16 protein-coding genes are annotated in these 16,170 nt (G+C 58.4%); 6 read left to right on the top strand and 10 right to left on the bottom strand.

Annotation, left to right across the window (positions count from 1 at the left end; all coding sequences use genetic code 11):
* Positions 1-10: 10 nt before the first annotated feature.
* Positions 11-1,609 (bottom strand): ABC transporter substrate-binding protein, encoded by a 1,599-nt coding sequence (locus DTA24_RS13515; protein WP_022064846.1) that lies wholly within the window; start codon positions 1,607-1,609, stop codon positions 11-13.
* Positions 1,610-1,878: 269 nt separating this feature from the next.
* On the opposite strand from DTA24_RS13515, the gene DTA24_RS13510 reads away from it, so the two are divergent.
* Positions 1,879-3,312, top strand: a complete 1,434-nt coding sequence (locus DTA24_RS13510) for an aldehyde dehydrogenase (RefSeq protein ID WP_012968075.1) — start codon at positions 1,879-1,881, stop codon at positions 3,310-3,312.
* A 12-nt stretch (positions 3,313-3,324) separates the two neighbouring features.
* Here the strand turns inward: DTA24_RS13510 and DTA24_RS13505 are convergent, their stop codons facing one another.
* Together DTA24_RS13505 and DTA24_RS13500 are read right to left on the bottom strand one after the other, a co-directional pair.
* Positions 3,325-4,074 (bottom strand): alpha/beta fold hydrolase, encoded by a 750-nt coding sequence (locus DTA24_RS13505; protein ID WP_012968074.1) that lies wholly within the window; start codon positions 4,072-4,074, stop codon positions 3,325-3,327.
* A gap of 87 nt (positions 4,075-4,161) precedes the next feature.
* Positions 4,162-4,335 carry a GhoT/OrtT family toxin gene (locus DTA24_RS13500; protein WP_008804686.1) on the bottom strand — a complete coding sequence of 58 codons (174 nt, stop codon included), beginning with the start codon at positions 4,333-4,335 and terminating at the stop codon, positions 4,162-4,164.
* Between the two features lie 195 nt (positions 4,336-4,530).
* On the opposite strand from DTA24_RS13500, the gene yncL reads away from it, so the two are divergent.
* Positions 4,531-4,623, top strand: a complete 93-nt coding sequence (gene yncL / locus DTA24_RS13495) for a stress response membrane protein YncL (protein WP_012968073.1) — start codon at positions 4,531-4,533, stop codon at positions 4,621-4,623.
* Positions 4,624-4,675: 52 nt separating this feature from the next.
* Here yncL and DTA24_RS13490 read toward each other — a convergent pair whose 3' ends face one another.
* Positions 4,676-4,927, bottom strand: a complete 252-nt coding sequence (locus DTA24_RS13490; protein WP_012968072.1) for a hypothetical protein — start codon at positions 4,925-4,927, stop codon at positions 4,676-4,678.
* A 492-nt stretch (positions 4,928-5,419) separates the two neighbouring features.
* Between DTA24_RS13490 and DTA24_RS28165 the strand changes: the two genes are divergently transcribed.
* Positions 5,420-5,542, top strand: coding sequence for a small membrane protein (locus DTA24_RS28165; RefSeq protein WP_004175940.1), 123 nt, complete (start codon positions 5,420-5,422; stop codon positions 5,540-5,542).
* A 332-nt stretch (positions 5,543-5,874) separates the two neighbouring features.
* On the opposite strand, the gene patD is transcribed toward DTA24_RS28165, so the two are convergent.
* From patD to DTA24_RS13460, 6 genes are all read right to left on the bottom strand, one after another.
* The gene (gene patD / locus DTA24_RS13485; protein ID WP_012541560.1) at positions 5,875-7,302 is read right to left on the bottom strand and encodes an aminobutyraldehyde dehydrogenase; all 1,428 of its coding nucleotides are present in this window, start codon (positions 7,300-7,302) and stop codon (positions 5,875-5,877) included.
* Positions 7,303-7,324: 22 nt separating this feature from the next.
* A complete protein-coding gene (locus tag DTA24_RS13480; protein ID WP_008804683.1) occupies positions 7,325-8,131 on the bottom strand; it encodes an ABC transporter permease in 807 nt (268 codons plus the stop codon).
* Positions 8,121-9,050: an ABC transporter permease gene (locus DTA24_RS13475; protein ID WP_012541559.1), complete on the bottom strand. Its 930-nt coding sequence runs from the start codon at positions 9,048-9,050 to the stop codon at positions 8,121-8,123. Before DTA24_RS13475 ends, DTA24_RS13480 begins: the two co-directional genes overlap by 11 nt.
* A 1-nt stretch (position 9,051) precedes the next feature.
* The gene (locus tag DTA24_RS13470) at positions 9,052-10,065 is read right to left on the bottom strand and encodes an ABC transporter ATP-binding protein (RefSeq protein ID WP_008804681.1); all 1,014 of its coding nucleotides are present in this window, start codon (positions 10,063-10,065) and stop codon (positions 9,052-9,054) included.
* 16 nt (positions 10,066-10,081) lie between these two features.
* Positions 10,082-11,227 carry a putative ABC transporter substrate-binding protein YdcS gene (ydcS, locus tag DTA24_RS13465; RefSeq protein ID WP_008804680.1) on the bottom strand — a complete coding sequence of 382 codons (1,146 nt, stop codon included), beginning with the start codon at positions 11,225-11,227 and terminating at the stop codon, positions 10,082-10,084.
* A gap of 305 nt (positions 11,228-11,532) precedes the next feature.
* Positions 11,533-12,945: a PLP-dependent aminotransferase family protein gene (locus DTA24_RS13460; protein ID WP_008804679.1), complete on the bottom strand. Its 1,413-nt coding sequence runs from the start codon at positions 12,943-12,945 to the stop codon at positions 11,533-11,535.
* 681 nt (positions 12,946-13,626) lie between these two features.
* Here DTA24_RS13460 and DTA24_RS13455 point away from each other — a divergent pair.
* The 3 genes from DTA24_RS13455 to DTA24_RS13445 are packed head-to-tail and all read left to right on the top strand — an operon-like array spanning position 13,627 to position 16,159.
* On the top strand, positions 13,627-15,024 hold the full coding sequence (locus DTA24_RS13455) for a cytochrome ubiquinol oxidase subunit I (protein WP_008804678.1): 1,398 nt from the start codon (positions 13,627-13,629) through the stop codon (positions 15,022-15,024).
* Positions 15,024-16,034, top strand: coding sequence for a cytochrome d ubiquinol oxidase subunit II (gene cydB, locus DTA24_RS13450; RefSeq protein ID WP_012968067.1), 1,011 nt, complete (start codon positions 15,024-15,026; stop codon positions 16,032-16,034). The genes DTA24_RS13455 and cydB overlap by 1 nt, the downstream gene beginning before the upstream one ends.
* On the top strand, positions 16,034-16,159 hold the full coding sequence (locus tag DTA24_RS13445; RefSeq protein ID WP_012541556.1) for a DUF2474 domain-containing protein: 126 nt from the start codon (positions 16,034-16,036) through the stop codon (positions 16,157-16,159). Before cydB ends, DTA24_RS13445 begins: the two co-directional genes overlap by 1 nt.
* Positions 16,160-16,170: the final 11 nt, after the last annotated feature.

The following is a 16,170-nucleotide window of genomic DNA, read 5'->3' as shown; positions in this document are numbered from 1 at the left end:
CTCCTTTCGCTTAATTCAGCTTCGCTTTGGAAAAATCGCTCCCCATCATGCTCACGCGGTAGCCGCTGACGTTGCTACGGGTGGCATAGAAGGTCTTGCCGGTCGCCAGGGTGATCCACGGCGCCTGCTGGTAGAAGATCTCTTGCGCCTGTTCATAGAGTTTGGCACGCGCCTGCGGATCGCTCACCAGCAGCGCTTTCTTCACCAGCGCGTCATAGGACTTATCGCACCAGCGAGCGGCGTTGGAGCCGGTCTGGATATTATCACAGCTGAGCAGCGTGCCGGCAAAGTTGTCCGGGTCGCCGTTGTCCGACATCCAGCCATACAGGGCGCTGTCGTGCTCCCCTTTGCGCATACCGGCAAGGTATTCGCCCCATTCGTAGCTGACAATCTTCGCTTTGACGCCCACTTTAGCCCAGTCGTTTTGGATCATTTCGGCGATCCGCTTCGAGTTCGGGTTGTACGGACGCTGGACCGGCATCGACCACAGGGTTACTTCCGCTCCTTGCTCCAGACCCGCCTGCTTGAGCAGCGCTTTGGCTTTCTGCGGATCGTAATCATAGTCCGGGAGATCTTTCTTATACCCGAGCATCGTCGACGGGATCGGTGATTTCGCCACGCTGCCGGAATCGAGGAATACCGCCTTGACGATCGCCTGCTTGTCGGTGGCATAGTTTAATGCCTGGCGCACCAGCACATTATCAAACGGTTTTTTCTCCGTGTTGAACGCCAGATAGCCGACATTCAGCGCCTCAACCGCATGCAGCGCCAGATCTTTATTGCCCTTAATCACCGGGAACTGAACCGGCGAAGGCGCAGGAATAATCTGGCACTCGTTGGTCTGCAGTTTCGCCAGACGGGTCTCGACGTTCGGCGTAATGGAGAAGATCAGGTGCTTAGTCGGCACCTCGCCTTCCCAGTAGTGGGGATTGGCGATATAGCGGATTTGGGAATCCACTTTATACTGCTGCAGGGCATACGGCCCGGTACCGACAGGCCAGTTATCAACATTCTCCGGCGTCCCTTTCTTCAGCATCGCCTCGCCATACTCCGCCGACAGAATAGAGGCGAAGTCCATGCCCCAGTCGGCAAGAAACGCCGCGTTCGGCTCGTTAAGCACGAACTGGACGTGATAGTCATCGACCTTTTTCACCGACTTAATCAACTTATCGAGGCCCACGTCGTGGAAGTACTCATAGTTCCCCTGCGACACCTTGTGATAGGGATGCTGAGGATCCATCTGGCGCAGCACGGAAAACAGGACGTCGTCGGCGTTAAAATCGCGGGTTGGTTTGAAGAATTTGTTGCTGTTGAACTTCACCCCCTGACGCAGAGTAAAGGTCCAGGTTTTGCCATCCTCAGAGACGTGCCACTCGGTGGCCAGCGACGGGATCGGCGTGTTCTTCACCGGGTCAAAGGTGACCAGGCGGTTATACAGCACCTGCGAGCTGGCGACGAACGACGGGCCGGAGCTGGCGATTTGCGGATTAAAGGACTCCGGAGAGGCTTCTGAGCAGTAGACCAGTGTGTCATTGCCTGCGGCCCAGGCGGCGCCGGCCGGCAGCAGTGCGCTCAGCAGCAGCGCCAGCGTGGTTTTCCCTGTAGACATGGTTATAAGTCCTGATTATTGATTATAAGAACCGTAATATCAGCACAGGCGCCCGCCCCCGGCAAATAATCAATGGCTATCACCTTATGCAAATCACGCTGAAATCGCTGGTTTAATCGGCGTAGCGCTGTTTTTTACGCCAGCAAGTGTCGGGATGTTGTGAGCCACACATAATTCCTGCAAAAAAATGTGCGATAACCGCCCTGCTCACGCTCACTGTCAGTAGTGCCCGGTACACTGGGGGAACCGCAGAACAAGAGGTTTCCACCATGACAATCACCTGCAATCTGTACATTGACGGCCAGTGGCACGATGCCGAAGGCCGCCGCACCTTTACCCGACGCCACCCGGCCCACGACGACGTCGCCTCGGTGGCCGCGGCCGCCAGTCTCGCCGACGGCAAACGCTGCGTCGAAGCCGCGGCCAAAGCCTTCCCGCTGTGGCGTGATACCTCTCCGGCGGAACGACGCCGTTTACTGCTCGACGCGGCGGAACATATGCTGTTGCGGGAGGCTAAATTTATCGCCGCCATGGCGGCGGAGACCGGCGCGACTGCGCACTGGGCCGGCTTTAACGTTCATCTGGCGGCCGATATCCTGCGTGAAGCGGCGGCGCTGACCACCCAAATTGAAGGGCAAATTATTCCTTCCAACGTGCCGGGCAACCTGGCGATGGGCGTCCGCCAGGGGGCGGGGGTGGTGCTGGGCATGGCGCCGTGGAACGCACCGCTGATTCTGGCTACCCGGGCGCTGGCAACGCCGCTGGCCTGCGGCAACGCAGTGATCCTCAAGGGCGCGGAGCTGTCGCCGGCCACTCAGGGACTGATTATCGACGCCCTTGACGCGGCGGGCTTCCCACCGGGGGTGGTGAACTATCTTACCTGTGCGCCTGAAGATGCGCCGGCGCTGGTGGAGTCGCTTATCGCCCACCCGGCGGTGCGGCGCGTTAACTTTACCGGATCCACGCCGGTGGGGCGGATTATCGCCCGCACCTGCGGGCAATATCTTAAACCGGCGGTGCTGGAGCTCGGCGGTAAAGCGCCGCTGCTGGTGCTGGACGATGCTGATATCGAGCAAGCGGCGGCGGGCGCGGTTTTTGGCGCCTTCGCCAACGCCGGCCAGATCTGCATGTCCACCGAGCGCATTATTGTCGACAACGCCGTAGCAGAGGTGTTTATCCCGCTGCTGGCCAGGCGCGCCGCCGCCCTGCCCGCCAGCCTGACGGGGCCGGTGGTTGATATGAACACCATCATCCGCTGCAACGCCTTAATCGACGATGCGTTAGCCAAAGGCGCTCGCCTGCTAACCGGTGGTAAAGCCAGCGATACCCACATGGCGCCGACCTTGCTGGACGGCGTGACCCGCGAGATGCGGCTGTGGAACGAAGAGTCCTTCGGCCCGGTAAAAGCGATTATTCGGGTTAAGAATGAAGAAGAGGCGCTGACGGTGGCCAACGACAGTGAATACGGTCTTTCCGCTGCGGTCTACAGCCGCGACAGCGCCAGAGCGTGGAACGTGGCGCAACGTCTGCAAACGGGCATTTGCCATATCAATGGCCCAACGGTGCATGATGAAGCGCAAATGCCGTTTGGCGGCTGCAAATCCTCGGGCTATGGCCGCTTTGGGGGGCGGGCCGGCATCGCGGAATTCACCGAGCTGCGCTGGATAACACTCCAGACCCAGCCCCGCGAACTCCCTTTCTGAACCGGTATTCTTTTAACCCTGGCTGGCGATGATCTGCGCCAGCCCTTGCGGATTCTCCCACGCCATCGAGTGTCCCCCGCGGGGCACAATCCCGACCGGGATCCCTTGCGCCTCAGCCAGGTCAATATCGGCATAAGGCAGGGAGAGCTCACCGACGATGAGCCTTTTTTGACAGTGCAGCTGGCAGAGCTGACTAAACCAGGGGGTATCGCTGCCACGCATCAGGCTGCTGGCGGCCCGCCAGACGGCCCAGGGCGCGCTGTTTTGCAAACAGCCAGCCCATGGCGAGCGCTCCTCAGCCAGCATTCTGGCATAGCCTTCGGCAATAAAGGCCGCCTCTGTCTGCGCCGCAATGCGCCTGCTGTACTCACCGCCGCCGGCAAACAGATTGGGTTCAGAGACCAGCAGCGTGGTCACGCGCTCGCCCAACAGCCTCGCCGCTTCGATGGCGATGCTTCCTCCCATGCTATGACCGAACAGCGCGAAGCGCTGCAGGCGCAGATGGTTAAGTAGCTGCTCCACGACTTGCGCCTGAATATGTATGTTGTAACTAAAGTCGTGCGGTTTATCGCTGTAGCCGAAGCCTGGCAGATCGATGAGTATTTTACGCCGTCCGTTCAGCGCAGGATCGCTGGCGACGCGGGGATAATCGTAGGATGACGCGCAGCCGAGACCGTGGATAAACACCACCGGGAGGCCATCTCCCGGAAGATCGAGCCAACGCAGCGTGGCGCCTGCGACGGAAGAAAAGAAACCGTTCACCTGTATGCCTCCATGATAAAATTACTGGTTTTTTATACAGTAACCTTACCCTTTCCGCCACCCTTTTCTGCCGTCCGGCATCTGGGGTTAAAACAGCGAGACGAGCAGCGCCATCGGGAAGCTGAACGGCCAGGTGGCGCCGATCAACAGGGCCGCCAGCAGGCGGATCACCCGGCTCTCTTTGGTCAAAAACCAGCTAATCACGGCGCATATCACGCCCATAATGGCGTAAAACACCAGCATTTTTTGATATAACGTCATTCTTACTCTTCCTTCCCTGAGGGGCGTTCCATGGTGGGATGATTATCTGCCATGACGTCGTGATTCAGAGATACCTGTATAACAAATTCTGAAACGGGCTGAATATTGAGAATAAAGCCTGATTCGTCTTAATCCGATAGCGCAACCGCAGGCGCCGTACTATACCTTTATGGACTTACTCATTAAGGTGGCGTTATGGATGTCTCCAGCAAAACCGTCATTCTGATTAATGTCTGCGCCGCGTGCGTACTTATCAGCCTGCTGTCCGTGAGATTTGGCTGGTTTTAATGATTTTACTCAGCAACGAAACCTAAAAAAGCAGCCCCCAGGGGCTGCTTTTTTACGCGCGAACACGGGCGATATTATAAAGGTTATAAGCGACAGGTGTTGCCTGGCCTGCCGCAATAACCTTATTAAGCTCCGGGTTATAGTGCGGCAGAAAATTCATCTGTTCGCTATCCCATTCGGCGGCAGCGCAGACGGCCTGCCCCACTCCCGCGCTCTCACAGCCCTGAATGCGTTTTGCCGGGGCGTTACCATAGCTCAGCGTCACAGCGCCGATAGCCAGCAGAATAAAAGCCAAAATTTTCACAACGACATCAACGTTAAAACCTAATATGCGCTAAATGATCGCATGAGCAGCGACGGAAAGTCAAACCCGGGAGCACCCGCAACCCGCCTGCAGCCCGCATTTTGGCCGGACTCACGGAATATTTAATATTCAGAACAAATATCATGCAATAACAGCAAATATTAAATCCTTATTTATAGCCGTGAAATAATTTCGGTTCAGGGCAATTCCATTGGTCTGATAAAGATAATATGTCCCCGTTCTCAGGGGGAAAAGATTGTCGCCGCATTCACCAAAAATGCGATATTCCGCGCAGGGCCTCCATCTTAATACGATAAAAGGCCGCTACAAGCCGTTGTTACATAACCCCTTCATTGTGGATCTCGCGGTTAATCGCCAAAAATAGCGCTAAATGACAACAAATATCATTTGCCTTCCATTCAGATAATACTTACATTCATAACTATTAGTAATGTTTTGGCGCCAGGGCGCTTTTTATATTTCGAGGTGGATATGTCCGGAATCATCACGCTGGTCATCGCGCTGATCCTGCTGGTCGCGGCGGTGTATAATCTTATTTCCTATATTCGTGACCGTCGTAGCGCCAGTTTACCGAGCAAAAAAACCAAGCGCTGAATGGCGGCCAGACGATGCGTTTCCTGATGGTCATTCGGTCTTCATCCCGCGATGCGGCGGGCATAAAAAAGCCCCTGCCAACAGGCAGAGGCCAGTATACGGTCGCGAACCGCGACGCTGTCGCCTCACCCGCCGGGCGCGACGCGCCCAGGGTGACTGGCGGACCCCATCCGGCGCTTATCTCCGGCACTCACATTGGCTTAGCTCTTGAAGGGGCATCAGAATAATCTCATATCCCCCTCGTAGAGTTTTGACAATTTTTGCCATTGTGACTATTAGCGAACTAACACAACCGTCGCGCAATCATCGCCAGCCACTAAAGGGTCAATGCTTTAGCCATGCTTAACCATGACATGGCGGACCACCGTGTAATCCTCAAGGCCATACATCGACATGTCCTTTCCGTAGCCCGACAGTTTCTGGCCGCCGTGCGGCATTTCGCTCACCAGCATAAAGTGGGTGTTGACCCAGGTGCAGCCATACTGCAGCCTGGCACTAAGCCGGTGGGCACGGCCTACATCTTTCGTCCATACTGAGGACGCCAGACCATACTGGGAATCATTCGCCCAGCTCAGGGCCTGCGCTTCATCGCTGAAAGGCGTCACACTGACCACCGGGCCAAACACTTCGCGCTGCACAATGGCGTCTTCCTGCCGGGCGCCGGCAAGCAGCGTCGGCTGGAAGTAATAGCCCGCGCCGTCAGCCCGGCGACCGCCGGTGACCACCTTAATATGCGGTAGTGCCTTTGCGGCTTCCACTGCGGCACTAACCCTTTCAAGATGCGCCAGCGAGCTCAGCGGTCCCAGCTCGGTAGAGGCATCCTCTGGCGCACCCATTTTCAGGCTGGCCACCGCCGCCCCAAGTTTCTCCACCAGTTGGTCGTAAATACCCTGCTGAGCGTAGATCCGGCAGGCAGCCGTGCAGTCCTGGCCGGCGTTATAAAAGCCGAAGGTTCGTACCCCGTCGACTACCGCATCGATATCCGCGTCGTCAAAAACAATGACCGGCGCCTTGCCGCCCAGCTCCATGTGGGTGCGTTTGATCGACGAGGCGGTATGGCTGATGATATGGGCGCCGGTGGCAATCGACCCGGTCAGCGACACCATTCGCACTTTGGCATGCGAGGTCAGCGGGTCGCCTACCGTTTTGCCGCGGCCAAACAGCACGTTGATCACCCCTTCGGGGAAGATATCTTTTGCCAGCTCCGCCAGCTTCAGCGCCGTCAGGGGGGTGATCTCCGAGGGTTTTATCACCACGCAATTGCCTGCCGCCAGCGCCGGGGCCAGCTTCCAGGCCGCCATCATCAGGGGATAATTCCAGGGGGCGATAGAGGCCACCACGCCCACCGGGTCGCGGCGGATCATTGAGGTATGCCCTTCGAGATACTCTCCGGCGGCCATTCCCGGCAGGCAGCGGGCGGCGCCGGCGAAGAAGCGGAAGACGTCCGCAATGGCCGGCATCTCATCGTTAATCACGCAGTGCAACGGCTTGCCACAGTTCAGCGACTCCAGCTGCGCCAGGGTCTCCGCCTGCGCCGCGATAGCGTCCGCCAGCTTCAGCAAGCATTCCGAGCGCGTTTTCGGCGTTGTCTGGCTCCAGGCATCGAACGCCCGATCCGCCGCCTCAACGGCGGCATCGACCTGGGCCGCTGTCGCTTCGGCAATCTCCAGGATCACATCGCCGGTCGCAGGGTTGTATACCGGCACCTTTTCGCCTTCACCTGCCACTAACTTACCGTTTATCAAAAGGTTGTGTTGCATAGCATTATCCTGTTTCATGGTTTTATTTCCCGTTTCCGGCGTCGTTATCGCCGTCGCGGGTGAGCCACCAGGCCCCTAAGATTGGTATCGTCGTTACCAGCATCACCAACAGCGCGACAACGTTGGTGACGGGCACATCGCGCGGCCGCCCCAGCTGATTCAGTAACCACAGCGGCAATGTTCGCTCATGCCCCGCGGTAAAAGTGGTGACGATAATTTCATCAAACGACAGGGCGAAGGCCAGCATTCCCCCCGCCAGCAGCGCCGATCCCAGATTGGGCAACACCACGTAGCGAAAGGTCTGCCAGCCGGTCGCGCCCAGGTCCATCGAGGCTTCCACCAGGCTCCACGAGGTCCGACGAAAGCGGGCAATGACGTTGTTAAAGACCACCACCACACAAAAGGTCGCGTGCCCCACCACAATGGTCAGTAGCCCCGGCTCGAGACCGACGGCTTTAAACGCCGTCAGCAGCGCCAGGCCGGTAATGATCCCCGGCAGGGCGATCGGTAACAGCAGCAGTAGCGATACCGCATTCTTACCAAAAAAAGTGCTGCGCCACAGGGCACCTGCAGCCAGCGTGCCAAGTACTAAGGCAATGGCCGTCGACAGGGCGGCAATTTTAAGTGACAACGTCACGGATTCGAGAATATCGCTACGCCCTGCTGCCTCGCTAAACCAGCGTAGCGTCAGCCCCTGCGGCGGAAAGCTGAAGGCCGCATCCTCCGTATTAAAAGCATAGATGGCAATGATCAGCAGCGGGAAGTGGAGGAACACCACGCCGCCCCAGGTCGCCAGTTGCAGATACCAGGGTGCGCGTTCAGAGTGCATCGAAGGCTCCCAGACGTTTCACGAACGCCAGATAAAGGGCAATCAGCACGATCGGCACGAGGGTGAACGCCGCCGCCATCGGCATATTGCCTATCGCCCCCTGCTGCGAGTAGACCATGTTGCCGATAAAGTACCCCGGCGGCCCGACCAGCTGCGGCACGATAAAGTCGCCCAGCGTCAGCGAGAAGGTGAAAATCGATCCGGCGGCAATACCAGGGATAGCCAGCGGCAGAACCACATAGCGGAAGGTCTGTCGTGGCCCGGCGCCAAGATCGGCCGACGCCTGCAGCAAGGAGCCCGGAATGCGCTCCAGCGCCGCCTGCACCGGCAGGATCATAAACGGCAGCCAGATGTAGACGAACACCAGAAAGCGTCCCAGCCCGGAGGTGGACAAGGTGTTGCCGCCGATCGCCGGGACGGTCAGAAGCGCATTCAGCGCCCCTTCCAGTCCAAGATGGCCCAGAAACCACTGCGCCACACCATCTTTGGCCAGCAGCAGTACCCACGCGTAGGCTTTGACGATATAGCTGGCCCACATCGGCAGCATCACCGCGATATAAAAGAAAGCCTTCATTTTGCCGCTGGTATAGCGAGCCATGTACCAGGCCATCGGCAGCGCCAGCATGGCGCTGGCGAGCGTCACACTCAGGGCCATTACCAGGGTACGGACAATAATGTCGTAATTGGCGGGATTGAACAGCGCCCGCAGGTTGGCCAGCGTAAAGTCGCTGGTCACCGACATGGTGAAGTCGTCAAAGGTATAAATACTCTGCCACAGCAGGGTCAGGAGCGATCCCAGATAGACGATACCAAACCACATCAGCGGCCCGAGCAGCAGTAAAAACAGGCCCAATGCTGGCCGACGCCAGAAGATCCCGGATACGCGCCCGGCCTGCGCAGGAATCATCGCCATGGTCATCTCAGCCTCCGCTTTCCAGCGGGGTCATCGCCGACCGCGACCATGACGCCAGCACCGTTTGCCCCATTCGCGGGGCGCTGGCTGCCGCCGCGCCATCGATATTCGCCTGGCTGACCAGCAGCTTGTCCCCCTCCGCCAGCCTGAGCTCAATCCGCGTCGCCGCCCCCTGATACTGTACCGCCTGCACTACGCCCTGAACCTGAACCTCGCCGCCGCCCTGCAGGCGAACATGCTCCGGACGCAGCGACCAGCTACCCGGCATGCCGCACAATCGCCGGGCCGCCTCGGCTTCAAAAACGTTGGCGGTGCCGACAAAGCCAGCGACAAACGCGGTCTTCGGATGCAGATAGAGATCCTGCGGCGCATCCACCTGTTCGATGCGCCCATTGTTAAACACCGCCACGCGGTCTGACATCGACAACGCTTCGCTCTGGTCGTGGGTCACGAAGATAAAAGTTATCCCCAGCGACTGCTGCAGCTTTTTCAGCTCCACCTGCATCTGCTCGCGCAGCTTCAAATCCAGCGCACCCAGCGGCTCATCGAGCAGCAGCACCCGCGGCTGGTTCACCAGCGCCCGGGCAATAGCGACCCGCTGCCGCTGGCCGCCGGAGAGCTGAGAAGGCTTACGATGATGAGCAAAGCCAAGGGCCACCTTTTCCAGCGCTTCCTGGGCGCGGGCATGGCGCGCTTTCTTCGCCATGCCTTTGACCATCAGGCCGTAGGCGACGTTGTCGAGGATCGACATATGGGGAAACAGCGCATAGTCCTGGAACACCGTATTCACATCCCGCTGCCAGGGCGGCAGTTCGCTGGCCGGCTGACCGAAAATACGGATGGTGCCGCCGGAGAGCTGCTCGAAACCGGCAATCAGCCGCAGGCAGGTGGTTTTACCCGAACCGGAGGGCCCCAGCATCGAGAAAAATTCCCCATCGCGAATGCCTATGCTAACCCCATCTACGGCCCGCACATCGCCGTACAGGCGCGATACATTCTGAAACTCGACCGCGTACGTCATTGTCTGCCTCCCGTCCTTAGCGGCCGCCCATTATCGCAATATAGTCCTGAGTCCATCTGCTGTAGGGTACGTATTTCCCGCCTTCGGCAACCGGCGTTTTCCAGAAATGGATCCGGGTAAACTGGTCATAGCCGTTGGTTTCACAGCCTTTGTCACCGAGCAGCGCGCTGGCTTTACACCCCTCTGGCACCACTGGGAGCGAGCCGAACCACGCCGCCACATCGCCCTGCACCTTCGGCGTGAGCGACCAGTTCATCCATTTGTAGGCGCAGACCGGATGCTTCGCTTCGCTGTGCAACATGGTGGTATCCGCCCAGCCGGTCACCCCCTCCTTCGGAAACACGGTGGCGATGGGCTGGCCTTCAGCCTTCAGGCCGTTGGCCTGATAGGGCCACGAGCTGGAGGCGGCCACCCCTTCGTTTTTGAAGTCGTTCATCTGTACGGTGGCGTCATGCCAGTAGCGATGGATCAGCGGCTGCTGGTCGCGCAGTACTTTCAGCACCGCGTTATACTGGGTTTCGGTCAGTTGATAGGGATCTTCGATCCCCAGCTGCGGCTGGGTGGCTTTGACAAACAGCGCGGCGTCAGCGATATAGATCGGGCCATCATAGGCCTGCACGCGTCCCTGATTGGTTTTGCCGTCCGGCAGGTTCTGTTTAACGAAGACCACGCTCCAGCTGTCCGGCGGCGTCGGGAATACACGGGTGTTGTACATCAGCAGGTTCGGCCCCCACTGATACGGCGTGCCGTAGGCTTTACCGCCGACGTTAAACCATGCCCCTTGCGCAATGCGTGGATCGAGGGTGCGCCAGCCGGCAATCAGCGCGGTATTAATCGGCTGAACGCGTTTGCCCATGATCAGACGCAGCGAGGCATCGCCCGACGCGGTCACCAGATCGTAGCCCCCCTTGGCCATCAGGCTGACCATCTCGTCAGAGGTAGCGGCGGTTTTGACATTAACCTGACACCCGGTCTCTTTTTCAAACTGAGTGACCCAGTCGTACTGCTTGTCTGTCTGGCCGCGTTCGATATACCCCGGCCAGGCAATAATATCGAGCCGCCCTTCCGGTTTATCCAGCGAGGTGAGTGGCTCTGCCGCCTGCACGGTCAAACAGGCCATGCTCAGCACATAAAGGCTGCAACGGGCAAATTTTTTGCTCATCAGGTGTTACTCCTGTCACAAGGTAATTAGCGGCAGCCGTGCCGTAAAAATATCTCCTGAAATAAGGGTAGTCAGCGGATTAACGCCCCCTGGGGAATTTATTCAGGTTGTGACCCGGGACGCATTACGCAAAAATCGCCAACACAAGCAGGACTTTATGGATTATAGACAACGAGTTAGAGAAAAAGGAGGGGTATGCGTATTTCCTATGATGAGCGCCGGTAAAATAATGACCGGCCTCAATAAAAACTCACCCTCGTTTATTTTTCCCGAGAGTTGATGGCGACGGAAAATAGCCTGAGTCGTCAGGTAAGCTGCTCACGAATAAGTTCACCCAACCGCCTCACCCCCTGCTCTTCGCGTTCCCCCCAGCCCCAGGCGGTATTAAAACGGAAAAATGAGGTCCAGCTGGCGGAGGTGGAGAACATTTTTCCTGGGGCAATGCTGATGTGCGAGGCCAGCGCCCGGGCGCTTAGCTCACTGGCGTCGGCCCCTTCCGGCAGCTCAATCCACAGAAAGTAGCCGCTGTCGCTGTGGTGGACGATAACCTCTGGCGGCAGATGGCGCAGCAGCGCCTGCCAGGCCAGCTGTTTACGCTCCGCCAGCTGGCGGCGCAAACGGCGCAGGTGGGCGTCATAGCGCTTGGTGGACAGATAATCCACCAGGGCTAGCTGCATCGGCGAGCTGGTGGAGAGCGTACTCATCAGCTGCAGTTGCTGGATCCGCCGCGCCTGTTTGCCGGCCGCCACCCAGCCGATACGAAACCCGGGCACCAGACATTTTGAAAATGAGCTGCAGTGCAGCGTCATATCCTGATGGTCCCAGTATTTCGCTGGTAACGGTTTCTCGCGACCAAAGTAAAGCTCGCTGTAGACATCATCTTCTATCAGCATCACGTTATAGCGCGCCAGCAGCGCCACCAGCGCCGCTTTTTTTTCGGCGCTAAGGGTGAAGCCGAGCGGGTTTTGTCCGTTAGTCATTAGCCAGCAGGCCTTGACCGGGTAATTTTGCAGGGCCGCTTCCAGCGCCGTCAGGTCAATGCCCTCTTTGACGTCGGTCGCCACCGACAGCGCCTTCAGGCGCAGCCTCTCCAGCGCCTGCAGGGCGCCGTAGAAACAGGGGTTTTCCACCACCACCCAGTCGCCCGGCTCGGTCACTGCCTGCAGACTGAGGTTAAGCGCCTCCAGCGCCCCGGCGGTAATGACGATCTCATCCGGCGAGATGTTCATCCCCTGCAGGGCATAGCGTCGGGCAATGGCGTGCCGCAACTCCGCATTGCCCGGCGGCAGGTTCTCAATGACGCTCATGGCGGTGGCGGTTTTGCTCACCTGCGCCAGCGAGCGGTTAAGCTGCTGCAGCGGGAAGAGACGCGGGTCCGGAAAGGCCGAGGCAAAGGGCAGCATCGACGCCTGGCGGCTGGCCTGTAGCACCTCAAAGATATAGGTATTGATATCGACAGCTTCATCGCGGGTCACCTGGGCAGGCGGCGCCGGCTGTCTAAGCTTCACCGGCTGAGGGGCGACATAATAACCCGACTGCGGACGGGCGACGATGCGCCCCTGGCTTTCCAGCAGCTGATAGGCATGGCTGACGGTCATAAAGCTCATGCCGCTGCTGATCACCTGCTCGCGCAGCGACGGCAGCCGATCGCCAGGCAACCAGACGCCAAGCGCGATCTGTTCGGTCAGCTGTTGCGCCAGCTGTTGATACTTTTTCATTGCGGCCGTCCCCGTACGATAACCTCCCATTATCATATATCAGTTATAAAAAAATCATAGTTTGCTGTAGCTGTTATATCTGCAGCGGCAGTCGCGTCCCGTCACAGCACGGGATAGGTTTAAAATATCACCACCCAGAATAGTGAGATTAACGCAAACCAGAAGATAATCATCACGCCGAGCGTAATGCACAAACTCTGTAATCCTTTTTCAGACATGGGCATTCCTTTTTATTTATTCCCGAGCGCATACAGTACAAATTACCCACGGAGTCGACAATTTATTATTATTTAATTTACGATTAACCCGCTCAGCGTTTTTACTTATTCTCATACTAATGCGTGAGAATAAATGACGCTAAAACTCGTTGTGCATTATCGCAAGAATTAATACAGTAACGCGTGATATTCGGGATATATTATTCCGGCCAGAAACAGTGCCGTGCCGGCGGCCGAGTCCGCCGATCAACCGCTCCCGGGATAACGGCCAAATCTCCGCTGGTCTGTTGGTTAAGCGACCCACCCCATCGGTATTTATTCGTACCGGCCGATGATTGGGACGCGAGGTGAAAAATCATAACAGAGGCCAACTGTTATGATAAAAAATGGCGCGACTGCCTCTGCCCCCCAGCCACCACCCTGCCTAAAATTGCGCTGAATCAATTTTGTAGTGGAGTCCTGCATGTTCGGTCTTGATGCATTCCATCTTGCGCGAATTCAATTCGCCTTTACGGTCTCATTTCATATTATCTTTCCCGCCATTACTATTGGGCTGGCCAGCTACCTGGCGGTACTCGAAGGTCTGTGGCTAAAAAGCAAAAATCCCACCTGGCGCTCGCTGTACCACTTCTGGTCGAAAATCTTCGCCGTCAACTTCGGCATGGGGGTGGTTTCCGGGCTGGTGATGGCCTATCAGTTCGGCACCAACTGGAGCGGTTTCTCTCAGTTCGCGGGGAGCATTACCGGCCCCCTGCTGACCTATGAAGTCCTGACAGCGTTCTTTCTGGAAGCGGGCTTTCTCGGGGTGATGCTCTTCGGCTGGAACCGGGTAGGGCCGGGGCTGCATTTTTTCGCCACCTGCATGGTGGCGCTGGGCACCATCATCTCGACCTTCTGGATCCTCGCCTCCAACAGCTGGATGCAGACCCCGCAGGGGTTTGAGATCGTTGACGGCCAGGTGGTGCCCGTCGACTGGCTGGCAGTGATCTTTAACCCGTCGTTCCCCTACCGCTTACTGCATATGACAGTGGCGGCGTTTCTCAGTAGCGCGCTGTTTGTCGGCGCCTCGGCGGCCTGGCATCTGCTGCGCGGCAATCAGTCGCCGGCGATCCGTAAGATGTTCTCGATGGCGCTCTGGATGACGCTGCTGGTTGCCCCCGTCCAGGCGCTGATCGGCGATATGCATGGTCTGAATACCCTGAAACACCAGCCGGCGAAAATAGCCGCCATTGAGGGCCACTGGGAAAACCCGCCGGGCGAGGCAACGCCGTTGCTGCTGTTTGGCTGGCCTGATATGGCGCAGGAGCGCACCCGCTACGGGCTTGAGATCCCGGCCCTGGGCAGCCTGATCCTCACCCACAGCCTTGATAAACAGGTGCCGGCCTTGAAGGAGTTCGCTCCTGAGGATCGCCCGAACGCTACCGTGGTGTTCTGGTCGTTTCGCCTGATGGCCGGTCTTGGCATGCTAATGCTCCTGCTCGGCGTACTGGCCCTGTGGCTGCGTCGCGGCGGCCGACTGTACCATTCCCGGCCATTTCTGCGCTTTGCGCTATGGATGGGCCCTTCAGGACTGATTGCTATTCTCGCCGGCTGGGTGACCACCGAAGTGGGCCGTCAGCCATGGGTGGTGTATGGCGTTCAGCGCACTGCTGACGCCGTTTCCGCCCACGGTGACCTGCATATGTCGGTCAGTTTATTGACCTTTATCGTGGTCTACAGCGCCGTCTTCGGCGTCGGCTACAGCTATATGCTGCGCCTGATCCGCAAGGGGCCGCAGGAGGTGCAGCCCGCGACAACCGGTACGCCAGCCCGCCCGCTGTCCGCCGCCACTGAAGGTTATCTGCAGAAGGAGTCCCGCTAATGGGTATCGAATTATCGGTGATTTGGTTCGTGATTATCGTCTTTGCCACGCTGATGTACATTGTCATGGATGGCTTTGATCTGGGCATCGGGATGCTGTTCGGCACAGTACGGGGCAGCACCGAGCGCGACGTAATGGTCAACAGCGTCGCCCCGGTGTGGGATGGCAATGAGACCTGGCTGGTACTGGGCGGCGCTGGTCTGTTTGGCGCTTTTCCCCTCGCCTACGCGGTGATAATCGACGCCCTGTCGATCCCCCTGACCCTGATGCTGATCGGCCTGATTTTTCGCGGCGTCGCCTTTGAGTTTCGCTTCCAGGCCACGCCGTCGCACCGGCCATTCTGGGACCGTGCCTTTTTTGGCGGTTCCCTGCTGGCGACCTTCAGCCAGGGCGTGGTGGTCGGGGCGGTGATCAACGGTTTCCCGGTCAGCGGCCGTAGCTTCAGCGGCGGCATGTTTGACTGGCTGACCCCGTTCAGCCTGTTTTGCGGACTCGGGCTGTGCGTGGCCTATGCGCTGCTCGGCGCCACCTGGCTGGTGATGAAAAGCGAAGGCGCGCTGCAGCAGCGCATGCGAAGCGCATCGCGGCAGCTGCTGGTTGCCCTGCTGGCGGTGTTTGCCGTCATCAGCCTGTGGACTCCGCTGGCGCACCCGGCAATTGCCGCCCGCTGGTTCAGCCTGCCGAATCTCTATTTCCTGCTGCCGGTGCCGCTGCTGGTGATCCTCATCAGCGGCTGGCTGTGGCGCACGCTGCATCAGCGCGACCGCCATGTTTCGCCCTTCACGCTGACGCTGGGCCTGGTCTTTCTCGGCTTTAGCGGACTGGGGATCAGCATCTGGCCGCATATTATCCCGCCGGCCATCACGCTGTGGCAGGCTGCCGCTCCCCCGCAAAGCCAGGGCTTTATGCTGGTGGGCGCACTGCTGATTATTCCGGTCATTCTTGGCTACACCTGCTGGAGCTATTACGTGTTCCGCGGCAAAGTTCAGCCCGGGGAGGGATATCACTGATGCATACTGCCTGGCCTAAACGTCTGCTGTGGCTGATCGCGCTCTGGGGAGGCAGCGTACTGACGCTGGCCGCCATCAGCCTGCTGTTTCGCCTGCTGATGAACGCCGCAGGGCTAAAAGTCTGAGTGGGATGCAG

The sequence above is a fragment of the Klebsiella sp. P1CD1 genome (assembly GCF_003790505.1).
Taxonomy (GTDB): Bacteria; Pseudomonadota; Gammaproteobacteria; order Enterobacterales; family Enterobacteriaceae; genus Klebsiella; species Klebsiella variicola.
Note: the sequence above shows the minus strand (reverse complement) of the source record. Positions and strands in the feature narration are given on the sequence as shown.

Excerpts from the sequence above, each read along its gene's own strand:
- DTA24_RS28165 (WP_004175940.1), top strand. The coding sequence starts at position 5,420 with ATGTCCGGAATCATCACGCTGGTCATCGCGCTGATCCTGCTGGTCGCG.
- DTA24_RS13445 (WP_012541556.1), top strand. The coding sequence starts at position 16,034 with ATGCATACTGCCTGGCCTAAACGTCTGCTGTGGCTGATCGCGCTCTGG.
- DTA24_RS13470 (WP_008804681.1), bottom strand. The coding sequence starts at position 10,065 with ATGACGTACGCGGTCGAGTTTCAGAATGTATCGCGCCTGTACGGCGAT.
- ydcS (WP_008804680.1), bottom strand. The coding sequence starts at position 11,227 with ATGAGCAAAAAATTTGCCCGTTGCAGCCTTTATGTGCTGAGCATGGCC.
- DTA24_RS13460 (WP_008804679.1), bottom strand. The coding sequence starts at position 12,945 with ATGAAAAAGTATCAACAGCTGGCGCAACAGCTGACCGAACAGATCGCG.
- DTA24_RS13500 (WP_008804686.1), bottom strand. The coding sequence starts at position 4,335 with ATGACGTTATATCAAAAAATGCTGGTGTTTTACGCCATTATGGGCGTG.
- DTA24_RS13455 (WP_008804678.1), top strand. The coding sequence starts at position 13,627 with ATGTTCGGTCTTGATGCATTCCATCTTGCGCGAATTCAATTCGCCTTT.
- DTA24_RS13515 (WP_022064846.1), bottom strand. The coding sequence starts at position 1,609 with ATGTCTACAGGGAAAACCACGCTGGCGCTGCTGCTGAGCGCACTGCTG.
- DTA24_RS13510 (WP_012968075.1), top strand. The coding sequence starts at position 1,879 with ATGACAATCACCTGCAATCTGTACATTGACGGCCAGTGGCACGATGCC.
- DTA24_RS13480 (WP_008804683.1), bottom strand. The coding sequence starts at position 8,131 with ATGCACTCTGAACGCGCACCCTGGTATCTGCAACTGGCGACCTGGGGC.
- DTA24_RS13475 (WP_012541559.1), bottom strand. The coding sequence starts at position 9,050 with ATGACCATGGCGATGATTCCTGCGCAGGCCGGGCGCGTATCCGGGATC.
- cydB (WP_012968067.1), top strand. The coding sequence starts at position 15,024 with ATGGGTATCGAATTATCGGTGATTTGGTTCGTGATTATCGTCTTTGCC.
- yncL (WP_012968073.1), top strand. The coding sequence starts at position 4,531 with ATGGATGTCTCCAGCAAAACCGTCATTCTGATTAATGTCTGCGCCGCG.
- patD (WP_012541560.1), bottom strand. The coding sequence starts at position 7,302 with ATGCAACACAACCTTTTGATAAACGGTAAGTTAGTGGCAGGTGAAGGC.